This window comes from Paenibacillus sp. NN59, assembly GCF_057597225.1.
The window spans coordinates 4,248,877-4,263,751 of record NZ_CP199678.1; the positions used below are offsets into that span (position 1 = coordinate 4,248,877).

Sequence of the window (14,875 nt, forward strand, 5' to 3'; positions counted from 1 at the left end):
CTCTTCCTCTTCTGGCATGTGATAGGATGAAAGTTATACTTCCAGTGGACCTGAACCATAACCATGTCTCTCATGATCTCCGAAGTATGTTAAACCTCTCGGAAAATCAATAATCCAGAAATAATATTCGACTAATTGATCTATTTCAGTTTTTGTTGTCAATAATTTATACATCATCTATCTTTTCCATTAATCGGAATGCAGGATCAATATTCTTTATGTTCCCTTTGTCATCACTTAGAAATTAGTCCTTTGGGATTTTTATAACACCAATCCGGTCATACGGTAAAGATTTCAGTTTTTGTATATCCTCCAAGCTGTATAGCCAATCATTGTCTGTTATCCAGAAATAATCATCAGGATTCAGTTTGAGATATTCATAAATAAAATGAAGTATTAACTCCTGATTACCATAGATATCTTCAATATGACCGACCTGACATAAGGTTTCGCTAAGATCTAAACCTAAATCTTCGTGAGCATAAAATTCAGTACTCGGGCTACTTATGCTGTGAATATGGAAAATCAATGAAGCTTCATTGTCATCTGTAGGTGACTTACGGTTAATGTTAAGCGTTGTATATAAAAATTCTCCTTCATTGGTATACGTTTTGTTGTTATAGAAATAAAGAGCAGCGTCCGAATGAAAAGCCGCAACAATCGTATCAGCCAGGAGCTGTTCTGGAGAATATTTATCTTTCTGCGTTAAAATAACAGCTGAAGTGCCCATGAGATTGTAATCCCCTCCTGATTATGTTCCACGGACGACCTGATATTTTGTAGTTGTTTGCAAGCTTGAGCAAAATTAAATTACAATATCCTGGTAACCTACCTCAATCACTTCTTCATCCAATAAACGAAGTCCCACTCCATTTTCCTTGTCCCATGAGCAATTAAATAGTACTCCAATATCTCGGCCTTCCCTGATATCTCCATAGGGAACCACAATTCCATCTAACTCAATCATCTCCAGAATTTGGTCCGTTGTTTCAACTAAGGGATAGTTCTCATGAAAAGCAATATCATAACCCAGTTCATATCGCTTTTGTTGATAATATTCTAAGAGTTTTTGTAAGAAATTTTGCTGCAAATCATTCCAATTTTTCATTAATGCCTGATATGCCAGGTACTGTTCTTCATCAAATATACCGTCCTCATCTCCATCAATCATGAGTGATATTTTGTTTTCATTCTCAAAAAATTGAATAGTCATGTCCTTAGTCCATACATAATCATGTTCAAGCTCGCCGAAAACTGAATCATTAATTTTCATTATAAGACCTTCCTCAACTATTTTTTTAAAGTCCTCTAGGTCCACACGCCAGAGAATTGTATTCTCAGAGAAGTTAGCAGATTTGTTCTCACTGTAATGTTGTATTGCAGCATCCCCTTCTTTGTTATCTACAAACCTGGCAGGCAGAAAACGAAGATAACCCAAGCAGGTCAATCATTGTAGTACCCAACTAAGATCAACCTGTTTGATGTAGTGAAACAAATATTAGGGTTCACACTTTTCTAAAAACCATTTCCTAGCTTCTTCTTTTTCTAACAACACTGGTTTTTCCGGTGTGCCAATATTTATACTTCGAAAAAACGCTTCTTCTATCCCTTTAATACTCTTTAGTGTTACTCCGTTTAACAACGTATCTTTAAATGTCGATACACTTATATCTACATTTTCTAGTCTTGCATTTCTAAAATCCGTTAGATCAAAAGACACATTAATCAGATTACAATCAACTAAGCATGCGTTATTAAATGCTGCTTCCCAACAATCACCTTTACTAAATCTACTATTTTTAATGATGCAGTTGGAAAAATCCGTATACCTGAGATCTGATTTATAAAAATCACATTGATCTAAAGATGCATTGATAAAAGTTGATGAGGCTAATAATGATGAATGAAAATCAACATTTTCCAGTTTGAGATCATCAAAAGTGCAATCTATTAAATAGGATTGTTCGAGTAATACATCAGATAAGTCAAATACTCTTAAATCAACTTCATCTAACTTTAACTGCTCACCTTCATCACCAATTGCTTCAACCCACTTTTTATGCAAAGCAAACATATTAATAATATCTTTCCCTTCCATTTTCTCACTCCTTATGTAAGGTCCAATATTCCAACTTCTATTCACGCTTCATCCATTGCTTTCATGTTCAACCAAGAGCCCCTTCATTATACAACCAAATACCTCCGCCACATTCAATTTGAATTGGAATACAATCATCTGACATATGTTCTGTCAATATATTATATGTTTGTACAGATGGGGTATAAGTAGATTCCGTATAAAATCCTGCATCTAAATGCTTTATATTTTTTATTTTAACACAGTAAGTACTCCTTCCTAATCTTTGAATCTACCATGTTGAACTCCTACAATTTCTTGAATAACTGATACAGCATCGGTTAGCTTCACAACAAAGGAACCCTAAAGGTTGGTCTTTAGGGCTGTCTTTAACCTATGATTGATAATACAACTCTGAATACGTCTTATACCAATCAGGACGGTTGATAAATTTTCTTAATTAATGCGTTGATTAATCAGCCATATGTGTGCTATAGACTCCCCACAACTTGCCGCTATATTGCTGAGCGTTGAAATGTTTTAAATCATTCCTTGGAACTTATACGTGGTAAATTTAAATATGCTTCTATTATTTGAATTTTTCGTTATTCCAAGATTAAAGGTCTTTAATGTCAATCGGTTCTTTTTCCAAAAACCTAGTATACCATTCATTCAAAGGGAAATGAGCAACATTTGTTATATCTAATGCAAGCGGTTTAATAGAAAATGAGCCACCTCTTTCAAAAACTTTTATTAAAAGTTCATAAATATTCAAGTATTTATGGGCAATTGGTGATTTGTCTGCATACTTAGCCAGCTGTAAATAATACTCAAATATTCTTTGTACATACAAATTTTTGTTTAAAAACTTTACTGCTTCTGGACTACAATACATTGAAATCTCTATTTCATCCTCAACGTCACCCAGCAATTTTGCTATATTCGTAAAAGCTGGTGGTAGGGGTTTTAGCTGTTCCTCTTTAAAAAAAACAGCTAATCTTCTTAAAAACTCATAACCTAATTTAGAATCTTCATCAGTCACAATTGTTCCTACCTTATCCCAATGTATATTATTTATTTTTAATTTCGCACTCTCAAGATACATTTCGTTCACCTCATTAGTATTCGATATCTTTATCAAAATGTTTATTAAAATCCTTAGAAGCATCATAACCAGGAAAAGGTGGGGGATTGGGGTCTGTTACATCTGCTTTATCATGTGCATTTTTCTCTGGAACAACATCAAATGTATCTTTTTTTGCATTCCATGTTGATTTATCTCTTAATGGCATACCACCATCCATATATTCTTTTTCTTTAATCTCATGATTTGCTAGGTCCCTAAACCAACCCTTTTCTGCATTATTAAGTTCTCCCTTTTGTGCCTTTTGCCATGCATATGAAATATCAGGATCAGCTTGAAAATATAATTCTTCGTAGGGCTTACCACGAACAGATAACTGTTTAGTATCTAAGAATAAGTGCCTTTTCATTTTTAATATCTGTTCTTCTGTTAATCCTGTATTTTTAGCAACAGTTGCGATGTCATCAAGCCCTGATTTCCTAATGTCAATGTACTTCCGCTCAAGGAATGCTTGAAATCCATCTTCAGGCGCTGTGATATACCTTTTCATCTCAACAGGGTCTATTATAAAATCAGGTTTACCCGCCCCTTTAATATTACTACCTTTCCTCGCTTCAGCCGCTTCCAAATTCTTTTTAATCTTTGCCACAGCCGGATCAGAAGCAGGTAAGCGAAACGGCCCTTTGCGACCCGGTATACTTCCGCGAACCATCTGAAAAGCCACAACGATTTGGCTGAATTTCAGAGAAGTCAGCATCATCTGAGCATACTTATCAGACACAGGCTCGCCCGTGAAGGGGTGAATTCGGTTTTCAAAAGCTTTAATCTGCAACGCATTAATATCTTCCCCCGGCTCTTCCACATGACCTGTTGCTTGCATCCGGTTAATATCCAAATGCCCCTGATCCTTCTCATAAGCTTGCAGAGACGCCTGATCGGGAACACCATTTTCGTTTACAGGCATCCACATCAGCCTACCATAGATATTCACTTGTGCCATCCGGTAGCCTTTGTCCTCCGAACCCGCATCACGTACTGAGCTCTTCATCATTGCTGCCGCACCAACAGCACCAATAACACCGCCCAGACTGCCTTTCTCCGCATCTGCATTCTCAAACCGTGTCGCAATATCCTTCAACTCTTTCGAAGTATACACCATGCTTTCCAATGCCTTTTGCAGTACAGGTCGTGACCTTGCAAAATCATCATAAAAACGCTCCTGTGTCACACCCATCCACATGGCTTGAAGGAACATCATCTGCCTGGAGAGATGATCTTGGATATGCTCCAATTGCTGCCTCGCCTGATCCACCTGACTGGATACGTGATGTAACTGCTCAGGTGTTACTTTGATTGTACTCATCCGTTTTCACCGCTTATTTTATGTAGAATATATCTATGTTAGCAGAAGTTTAATGGCAATTTCATCCGGCTAACTTCCTGATTTAACTTCGTAAAGCTACTCTCCACCGTGACTATCGGTTTAGATACATAAATTTGCGATTCTTTTGATAAACCGGGAGAAACGAAAATAACAAAAGAACAGATCAATCACGATGGTATCTGATCATGATCAACCTACAGTTATTCGTTAAATGATTGACTCATTACTTATTAAGTAACTCCCACTTAAATTTCCGTAAAGAGATAAAAAAATAATCTTCACATACCTTATACAATGGCTTTAAAAGGAGCTTGACCTGTTTCAGCATTCCTTAATAAAGTCGGTTTTCTAAAACGCAAACTGGTTTCCAACTTGAAAATCGCGGTATCTCCTTCCATTTCTATAAAAGATACATTAATCCATATTGGAGCTTTCGGAAAAAAACCTCCTAAAACCCCAACAACATCTTCTTCTAACCATAGTTTTTTTACCACCAATGTTCTCTTTAGATAACACAAGACGTTTCATCATCTCATCGCCACCATTTAACATTTTCCTCCTGTTCGAACCCATTAAAGAAGTCTTTATACGGTCTTATGTTATTGATTGAATGATGGATTCATTCTGTACTGTGTAAATTCATCAAACATTAACATGACTAATATCCGATCTATCCTATAAAAACAACAGTATCTTTGCGCTGAACGATATCCTTTAGCACTTTCGAAGTATACACCATACTCTCCAGTGCTTTCTGCAGAACTGGACGCGACCTAGCAAAATCATCATAAAAGCGCTCCTGTGTCACACCCATCCACATGGCTTGAAGAAACATGATCTGAATGGAGAGATTATCTTGGATATGCTCCAATTGCTGCCTCGCATGATCCACCTGACTTGATAAGTGATGTAACTGCTCAGGTGTTACTATGATTGTACTCATCCGTTTTCACCGCTCATTTTATTTAGGATATTTATCCGGCTAACCTCCTAAATAGGTCATAACATTCAAGCATGTAACTGTGCGTACACAGTTTTGACGGAATTTTGATACGGGGCTAGTAAGGGTAAAGTTCTTTAGAGACGTGCCATACGATTCATTCAGCACTGGGGTATAGGCTAATAAAGAAAGACCTTGAGGATTATTGCCCCCCAAGATCTGCAGTGTTAATTTTAATATTTAATCAAATTTCACCTTTTGTTTCATGTAATCCACATAAGCTTCTTGAATTTTCTGCCTGCATATGCGTTCCCATAACTCTTTAGACTCAGCTTCCTTTTTTTCATCATTGGAAGTTGGATACATGTCTCCCCCAAATCCAATCCAAGCCTTTGAGTCGGGGACTACTCCAAATTCTCCTGTGTAAGCCAACTCATAAGGAGCATAAGTATAACTTACGTTAGGACAATTCTCAGATATACAATGATACCCAGGATTCCCAATTCCATCCTTACAACAGAATGGAGGGCTAGAATTATTACCTTCGCAATATACCTCTAACATAACATGTCTAAGCTTCATTGAATCGCCTCCACCTCATCCTATTAGTAATCATTGTGCGATGTTATCACTTCAACCACATTAATTTTTCCATTGGAGTCTTTCGTGTAGATTACTCTAGCATCTCCACGACCACTACCAGAACCCTTGATATCTACCGCCCATTGTCCCTTTCTTTTACCTGTGAGAGCGTGGGCATTCAATCCCCTTAGATCTCCTGACTCTAGACCTTTTATTGCGGCTTCGTAACCTTTCTTAGCTTCTGGTGATAACTTCTTTGCAGTTCTTGCCGCGGGTTTAGATATGTTAACCTCGCAATTATGAACCCATATCCCAAGGTTAGAAACAAAGTAAGAATTAAAGTCTCTAACTTCAAAGTTATAAACCGTTGCTTCACGTGGCTCTTTCTCAATCTTATCTATAGCCAGTTTAGTACCATCGCTCGAAACAAGCAAGTCGCCAACTTTCAGGTCTTTAACGAAAGTCCATCCTTTACCGTCAAGCCAGAATGGATGTTCTGCCGTGGCTTCTATTATTTCATCACCGATGTGAACCTTAAAGATTTGATCAGCCTGCTTTTGGAACAGTCCCACGACCTCTTTATATGCTACTTCTCCAGTCTCATCAGACTTAGCAAGAACCTTATCCCCTACCTCAATATCCTCGATAGGTTTCTCCCCTTCGTCTGTTTGAACTTTAGTCCCAGCAACAAAGCAATTACAACCTTTTGATGCAGGGGCTTTCGTTTTACCTGCAGTTTTCCCAATGCCCTTAGAAGCCGCACCTGAAACATTCCCCATGGCAAGTATTGCAAGATATTCTGCTGATTTCCCTTTGATCAACTCACTTACTAACTGTTCAGTTGCCCAGCTGACATTACCTGCAGACTTAGAATAGGAACTCTTACCCAATGCCATATCATACAAGTAATTAAACCGATTTTTATATAGAAAAGAATTAAAGTCATAACGATCTCGTATTGTACTTTTATACAGGCTATACTGTGAACTAGCTTTTCCTCTAGCTTCCTTAAGCAAATATCTGAGCTCTGTTGCATAGTAAGGCTCTGCCATATGCCCACTCGGATCCACATATTTCAACGGATTGTTATTCACATAAGAATACAGATTCAGACTCAGCGGATCATTCAGTTCACCTTCATACGTATCTTCACCGATGAAACGGGCCATGCCTGGGTCGTACCAGCGAGCTCTCAAGTATTGCAGACCTACGGTGTCATCCCAGTATTCTCCTGCGTATCGAAGTACATTCGGTACCGTTTCTTCTTTGGTTAACGGTCCGCCCCAGATGTCGTACGTGTAACTGTTTAGAACTTCGCCTGCATCGTCCACAAGACCAACGACATCTCCATGTCCGTTCAACTGGTAGTACTCCAGTTTGCCCGTCTTTTTGTCCTGACGAGCCCATAGCTGCCCATACAAGTCATAGATATAAACGTAAGTAAGCTCTGATTTTCCTGATGTTACTACAGCCTCAGCCATCAGTTTGGCTTCTTCGTCATAGTAATACCGAATGGTTTGCTCGCCTTCGGTACGTTCGTACAACAATCCATCACCGTTATAGCTATAGGTTACGGTTTTACCTTCTCCGGTCGCTTTAACCATACGATTCTGACTGTCATACGTATACTGTGCATCCTTCAGACCGTATATTTTTCCGCTTCCGGTACTGTATCGGTTACCGTTCTGGTCATAGGTGTACGTTTCTTTTTGCGTGCCCGTTTCAGTCTGAATCCGGCTCAATTCATCATAAGTGTATTGATCCGTTTTTCCGTTTTGGGTACGGGTCGTCATGTTTTTGTTACCGTCGTACTCATAGCTAAACTGTTGAACTGCGGAAGTCCCTTGAGAGATCGTAACCCCTGAAAGGTCATATCCGTTAAATTGGTAGCTCGTACTGAGCCCTTTACCAAATGATAGTTTTTCCAGTAAGCTATTCGGTTTGTAACTGAACGTCATACGATCTACCGGTGTTGTTCCCGATGAAGCAAGAGCAGAGGCTCCTCCTGTACCCGAGGTAATATCCATGGAAGTGACCCGATTCATCGCGTCAAGCTCGCCGTGAATACGAAGGGCTTGTCCCTTTACATCTGTCATCGTGTATCCCAGACGTTGCTGTGTATTATTTTCATAACTCAACTGTGTTCCATCTGGAAATGTTAATCCGTCCAATATTCCATCTGATTGCTGATAGCTGTACGTCGTTTTGCCATGGTCGTCGGTCATGGATGTTCTGCGCCCAACAGCATCATACGTATACGATACGCTCGTATCTGGTGCCTTCATGTTTGTGAGCATGTCGTCACTGTTGTACGTGTATTCGGTGACTTTTCCAAGGCGATCCTGCTTTTTGATCAGATTGCTTCGTTTATCATAGTAGTAGCTGGTTGCAGAGCCATCCTGAATAGGGGGTGTCTGTTTAATCAGCCTGCCCAGTTCATCATACTGTTTGGTTACCGTCTGACCATTCGCTGATACGACCTGAGTCGTCTGACCTTGATAGCTGTAGAAATAACGGCTTGTCTCTTGCTTCGGTGTGGTAGCCGTTGCAATCTGACCAGTAGCATCATACGTATACGTTGTTCGTTCGCCGTTACCATCAATAGATGCCGTCACATTGCCATCCAGATCATACTCCTTCTGCTGCAATGGAACGTATGCACCGTTCTGATATTCTTCCATCACTGTCACGCGACCCAATACATCTCTTTTTTCTCGGGTTTTGTTACCAGCAGCATCTTCATACGTTACCGTACGATCTACAGCGTTATACGCTGTCTTAGCCGTGGTCGTATCCGGGTATTGAGTCTTGGTTGTTCGGCCCAACGCATCTACGACAAATCGGGTTACATTTCCTTCAGCATCTTCAACCGCTGTGACATTTCCTTCTTGATCGTAGGCATACTTATAGGTAGCCTCTGCCGTCTGTTCTTCTGCCAGAAGACCTAACGGATTATACCGCTCTTTGGCAACCATACCGTCCGGGGCGGTGTTGGTAATGATATTTCTCACATCATCATATGCAGTGACTGATTTTGTGCCATCCGCATGGGTGACTTGAAGAACCCGTCCGGCCTGGTCATACTGATACGTTTCTTCTTCACCGGAAGCATCGGTTACTTTTTTCAGTTCACTAGCACCATTATATTCATATGAATCGACGTAAGGAGTTGCTTTCCCTGCAATATCATTCACAATGGTAGATTTCGATTGAACTAAATGTCCCGCATTCGCATCATAACTCAACGTCACCACGCGGTCTTTAGCCAGATAACCACCTTTATCCGTTGTCGTGACAACTCTGCCTTTTGCATCGAGTTTGATTTCGGAGTCAGATAATACCTGTCCTCCGTATCCGTTTTTGGTTACACTTCGTAATACAGATCCTTGTCCATTATAAGTCGTTTCGGTGTATCTTTCTAACCTGTCATTAATCTTAGTCGTTGTACGAATCGGTTGGATCCAAAAGTACGGAGACTTCCCGGTTTCATAGGCGTAAGTGGATTCTTGTCCCGTACTTTGCTTCTCGGAAGTAACCATTCCATTCGGATCATACGTCACCGTAGTGGTCAGTTTATCTCCTGTGCGACCGTTCTCACTAGTCCATTCGGATTGTTCTGTAGGCAGATTCCGTTTATTTTGGCTATCGTACTTGTACTCCGTGTTATAGACGACGCCATCTGCACTTAATTCATGCTTGTCCACCCGGATTAAATCCGGCTGTTGAGCTGCACCGAATGATTTGGAGAACTTCCATGTATCCACTGTATTTCCTGATTTCACTTTGGTCGTCCATGAAGCGGATTTACCGTATGACTCCAGATCCTCTCCAGAGTATTCGAAATTAACTTTGTCCAGATTACCTTCGGCATCTGTTGAACTAAAATGACTTTTGCGCTCTCTTACTTTGTATACAAAATGTACAGAAGATGTTCCAACCTGCTTCAAAGCCGGTATGTAGGCATAATCTGTTATCGCTGAGGATGGGCTCGTAATACGCGACAGCAACGCTGTATGCGTCACACCATGTGCACTCTGATTTTGTTGAAGCTCCGGTAAAAAGTTGAATTTGGATTCCGGATAATAGTACGTATAGGTCGTTGTTCGATCCAGCGCATCCGTAAACTCTCTCAGAATACGAATATTTCCGTCCTCACGCTGCGTATAGGTCACTTTCCGATCCGTTCCAGCAAGCTGAACAATCATTTTCAGATCGCTATACGTAAACGTCAGCGCTTGACCTTCGCTATTTTCGATCCGGGAGATAACACGGTTACCATTTGAAGTCGTATATTTAATATTGACCGTGTTCCGGTAGGCATCCGTAATCTGCAACAATTCCCCTGTTTGTGTAAACAAATACTCGTACCCGTTCCGGATGGATAAACGATAACTGCTGGCTACCCCATCCACCGTTACAGTTGCATCTTTTTTAAATGAAATATCATTCCATGCATAACCTTCTAGTTCCAAATTTGCGTTTAAACGATAATAGCCCACACCTGGAACATAAATGTACTGGTTCTCACCACGTTGTTCCATAAAAGGTAGATCCCAACGCCAGCCTTGCCCAAGGCCGGCAGCTGTTTCTTTACGCGGTGTTACCGCATTGGAATACGTTTGAGTCGCTTCGTCATACTCCACCCCAAGTTGTCCATTGGCTCTAGCTGTATCATAAATACGCGTCAGATCGAAGGGAATCAAACCCGGAAGTGACAGATCGGCACTTTGAATCGTCATCTCTCCTGTAGCGGTTGAGATGGACTCAGCTCCATAAGACGTCATATACCGGGATGCTTCATCCCGAAGATCGACATGATCAAGCCCTGTTTGATCCACGGTTGTTCCTGTACCTGGAACTTCATCATCAGCTGCAAGGATTGAAAATGGTTTGAGCTGAGATGAATCCGACGTTGTGGATGAGGAAGGGCGTAGCCCCTCCATTGTATGCGGTTCGCTGATTTCCTGGGTTTGAAGCCAGTTCTCAGCAGCCGCACCGCCTGAGCGATCTGTCTGTAACGCCTTATACAACTGATACAAGGAGTAACCTTGATCCAGTTTCGCTCTGATCCATTCCTCTTGAATACCAAACTGCTCTTGCAAACTATGAATTGTAATATAGGTAGCTGAAGGAAGAGAATCTCTTCCTTCTGACGACGATGCCGCCGCAGCCTGCCCTTCATACGCAAAAGAGCCAAGCCCACTAAAAACTAATATCGCACATAACCATATCAATGTTATTTTCTTAAACACTTCATCACCTCAACCAAGTATTAACAATCATTAATTAAATGGGAAAATTTTCTTTGTTCTTTTCGTTAAATTACCGTTACGGTCATACTCAAATACAATCTGATCTCCTGTGTACAGCACGACTTTTAGTAGCTGATTCGCATAACCGTATTCATAGCTGTTATCATTGCGGATTCGCATAGTAGCCGCTTTTATACTTCCTTTTATCGTTTTTCCATTCTTCTCACTCAGTTTGAGATAATATGTTTTCCCACCCTGCAGATCCCATTCAAGCACCGTATATTGCTCGCCATACACCTGCTCCTGATCTACTGAAGCAACTAGAGGTATGCTGAGTTCCTTGTCCTCATACAATTCAATCCGCGGCTCAATGGAAAAATCCTCTGATTCTTTTATCGCGATACGATATTTGGCCGAGTTGTAAGGGCTGAATCGATAGTAGACATTCCCCTGTTGCACTTTGGGAAGCTCTGTCTCTGTGTTCTCATACAAAGTCATAAACTCTACTTCCACTTGTTTGACCGTAAAATTGCGGTATGGAGCTACGAATTTCAACGTTTGGTCTGACACATTATGCACCTGAATATCCGATCTTCCAGGTACATGTTGCGGTCCTACTGCATTTTCCCCTTCCTTAACAACGACTTGGTTCTGATTACGGATTACGTAATCGTAGACCAATCCTTCTACTTGAGATGTAAAAAGCACGGATGAGAAAGAAGATGTGTTAGAGAACACTGCCGTAGTGTTTGGCTCCAAATTCCGTTTAAGGAGTGCAGGCTCCTGACTGGGACTAGCTGTCACAGGCACGCTATATTGAATCGTTACTGGCTGAGAAGATATTGCAGTCATAACGAGTGTTCCGCCAGCAGGTATTTCCCAAGTATCCAAGTCCGAACCTGCAGTTAGATACAAGAATTTATTAGTGCCTTCGTAAACTACAAAATCAACTATGGAGTTGTTTGTTCCTACCCGATTTATTAGAGCCGTTGTTGAACCCGGATTAGTAAATACTGCACTCTGTCCCTGCTTCACCGTAATTTCCGTTTCAGGTGAAGGGACTTCATCGTCTTGTCCACGGAAAATACGATAAATCCCTCCATACGTTATCGCTTGCTCAGAGATATTCGTAACGACAACTTTTTTGCTACCCGAGACAAGGGGATCAAAAGCAACGGCTGTTCTCTTAGAAGATTCCGTTCCATCTGCATTATAGATGATATAATCAAAGACTCTCTGTTGATTACTAGAAGCATCAGTCCTGACCCTCTTGGAATCTGAACTTATATTTGTAAAGGCATAACTCTCTCCTTTGTTTAACGTTGCACGCAAATAAGCGGGTTCCTGGCTATCTACTACAGAAAAATCATCTGTGTATTCAAATAACACAGGTGTGCTTCCTACGACGGTAACAATGGCTTCTCCGCCAGATGGAATATTAGCGAGACTACCATTGTTATTGAATTTGTCACTATATGCTTTGCCGTCTGATTTATATACAACAATGTCATAGAGTGAGGCCACCGACTTTGCATTACTCCGGATTGGATTCCAAAGTGAACCGCCGTTATGAAATTTCACGGATTGTCCCGGTTCAACAGTAATCTTACTCAAGGCTTCGTTAGGCCGATCCTCCACATCAAAAATGGTATAGATGGCACCCATCGTTACAGGCTGTTCGGATACACCTGTAACTACGGCTTTGTTCCCATAAAAAACAACCGGAGCTGTTGAGGTTGATTTTTTGGTGCTGCGCTCCGTACCATCGGGGTAATAAGTTACATAATCAAATAAACGAGATTTGTTACTTGATGAAGCATCACTATCGAGATATTCCTGACTTTTACCATAGTTCCAGAATGTCACGCTTTCCCCTTGGTTCAACGTTACACGGTGATGGGAAGGTTCCAGGCTGTATTCAAAGGAAAAATCATCCGTGTAACTAAATTCAATCGGAACTTGTCCTACAACGGATACAACGGCGTAACCTTGGGATCGAATGATTGGATTAATATTTTTGTTAAAGCCGTCAGAATGCACAACATTTTCCGAGGTATACAAGGTGTAATCAAACACAGCTCCGTTGGCGCTGCTCGCATTGTTTTTAATTGGGTTGGCTAATGATCCATTATTCCGGAAAATAACAGATTCTCCAGGGTACACAATAACTCTTGTTATCGCATCTCCGCCAGCTCTCTGAACATCGAAAGTTCTGTATGGCACACCGTAAGTCACAGGTGTCGAGGTTACCAGTGTCACCACAGCTGTTCTGCCCGCAGCGATCGTCGGCTTGGTGGTTGAATTGGTCCCGGTCGTACTTTCTGTACCATCGGGAAGATAAACAACGTAATCATGTTTATCTTTAGAGGTTCCATCACTCTGAAGCGCATCCGATTTGGAACTAATATTCGTAAACTGATAACTCTCTCCTTGATTCAAAGTTACTCGTGTATACGCCGGCTCGTCACTCCAGTCACCCGTGTATACTTCATAGGGAAAACCAACACTAACAGGCTGTGAACCTGCACCTGTAATAATAACTTCATTTCCTCCAGCAACAGAAGGCTTGCCTGTAGTTTGAAAATTTGAACTTACAAGACTACCATCTTCTTTGTAAACAGCGTAATCTATCTTCTTATCCTGGGTTGTGGAAGTACCCGCACTTAAAACTCTTGACTGTGATCCTTCATTGAAGAAGCGGTAACTTTCTCCTTTGGATAAAGTAACTCGGTGCATCGCAGGGTTTGTGGACACACCATAGGAAAACTCCGGTCGAACCGTAACGGTGAAAGGATTTTCCCCGCTTGATGTAATGACGATCGTGTAGCCTGAATTTACCGTTATACTTCCAGTAAAATCTAAATTATCACCTGAAATACTTCCGTCCGGTCTATAATTGGCATAATCATATGCACTGCCTCTTGAGGTTGATGCATTGATACTTAAACTCCTGGCAACGGTCCCGGTATTGGTGAATGTATATGATTCTCCCGGATTCATGACTAGTGTTTCGTTCGCCAAAGCCGCTGCTTGGGTAGTGAACATGTGCTCTCCGTATGTATCATCCGTCACCGTAAACGGGTCTGATTCCTTCATATGTTCTTCACCTTCATTTACATCCTCAGGTTCTTCATAGAAATCTGGATCCCAACCCTCTACATCCGCCTGCCCTAACAGCACTGCATCCTCCGTAGAACGGTTAACATCATCACCCGTGATTTCGGACGTTATTATTGAAGCTGATGGATCTGAAAGTGCATAACCGCTGGTTGGAAGCATGGTTCCAATAGCAAGCCAGAAAACTAGAAAAATAATAAAGCCTTTTCGTAAATTCATGAAATTTCTTTTCCTCCTTTATATTCATCTTCCAATTCATCCCTTAAAAGAGATAAAGATGGTCGAATTATAAGTATCGTCATTTTCCTTAATTTAGGTAATAGTTATTTAGTCCTTGATTTTAGGGACTATTTTCCTTTTAAGGGTGTAAATAAAACAAAAAAAGCCGCCAAATGGCGACTCTTGGATAGAATAAAACAGTTTATTACTCTCTTACATA

Annotated in this window: 9 protein-coding genes and 1 pseudogene; all 10 read right to left on the reverse strand. The window is 40.8% G+C overall.

Going from position 1 to position 14,875, the window contains the following annotated elements; translation table 11 throughout:
• Window positions 1-244: 244 nt before the first annotated feature.
• Entirely contained in the window at window positions 245-730 is a 486-nt protein-coding gene (locus ACT89M_RS18745) for a hypothetical protein (RefSeq protein WP_308723140.1), read from the reverse strand.
• 75 nt (window positions 731-805) lie between these two features.
• A complete protein-coding gene (locus ACT89M_RS18750; protein ID WP_308723175.1) occupies window positions 806-1,273 on the reverse strand; it encodes a DUF6985 domain-containing protein in 468 nt (155 codons plus the stop codon).
• 225 nt (window positions 1,274-1,498) lie between these two features.
• Window positions 1,499-2,098 carry a pentapeptide repeat-containing protein gene (locus tag ACT89M_RS18755; protein WP_308723141.1) on the reverse strand — a complete coding sequence of 200 codons (600 nt, stop codon included), beginning with the start codon at window positions 2,096-2,098 and terminating at the stop codon, window positions 1,499-1,501.
• Window positions 2,099-2,693: 595 nt separating this feature from the next.
• Window positions 2,694-3,182: a hypothetical protein gene (locus tag ACT89M_RS18760; RefSeq protein ID WP_308723142.1), complete on the reverse strand. Its 489-nt coding sequence runs from the start codon at window positions 3,180-3,182 to the stop codon at window positions 2,694-2,696.
• Window positions 3,183-3,195: 13 nt separating this feature from the next.
• Window positions 3,196-4,524 carry a WXG100 family type VII secretion target gene (locus tag ACT89M_RS18765; protein WP_308723143.1) on the reverse strand — a complete coding sequence of 443 codons (1,329 nt, stop codon included), beginning with the start codon at window positions 4,522-4,524 and terminating at the stop codon, window positions 3,196-3,198.
• Window positions 4,525-4,832: 308 nt separating this feature from the next.
• Window positions 4,833-5,100 (reverse strand): annotated as a pseudogene (locus ACT89M_RS18770) (hypothetical protein); the annotation flags it as partial.
• A gap of 115 nt (window positions 5,101-5,215) precedes the next feature.
• Window positions 5,216-5,488 carry a WXG100 family type VII secretion target gene (locus ACT89M_RS18775; RefSeq protein ID WP_308723144.1) on the reverse strand — a complete coding sequence of 91 codons (273 nt, stop codon included), beginning with the start codon at window positions 5,486-5,488 and terminating at the stop codon, window positions 5,216-5,218.
• 237 nt (window positions 5,489-5,725) lie between these two features.
• On the reverse strand, window positions 5,726-6,067 hold the full coding sequence (locus tag ACT89M_RS18780; RefSeq protein WP_154888357.1) for a hypothetical protein: 342 nt from the start codon (window positions 6,065-6,067) through the stop codon (window positions 5,726-5,728).
• 23 nt (window positions 6,068-6,090) lie between these two features.
• Complete coding sequence (locus tag ACT89M_RS18785) at window positions 6,091-11,319, reverse strand: polymorphic toxin-type HINT domain-containing protein (protein ID WP_308723145.1); 5,229 nt, start codon at window positions 11,317-11,319, stop codon at window positions 6,091-6,093.
• A 30-nt stretch (window positions 11,320-11,349) separates the two neighbouring features.
• Entirely contained in the window at window positions 11,350-14,655 is a 3,306-nt protein-coding gene (locus ACT89M_RS18790; protein WP_308723146.1) for a hypothetical protein, read from the reverse strand.
• Window positions 14,656-14,875 lie beyond the last annotated feature (220 nt).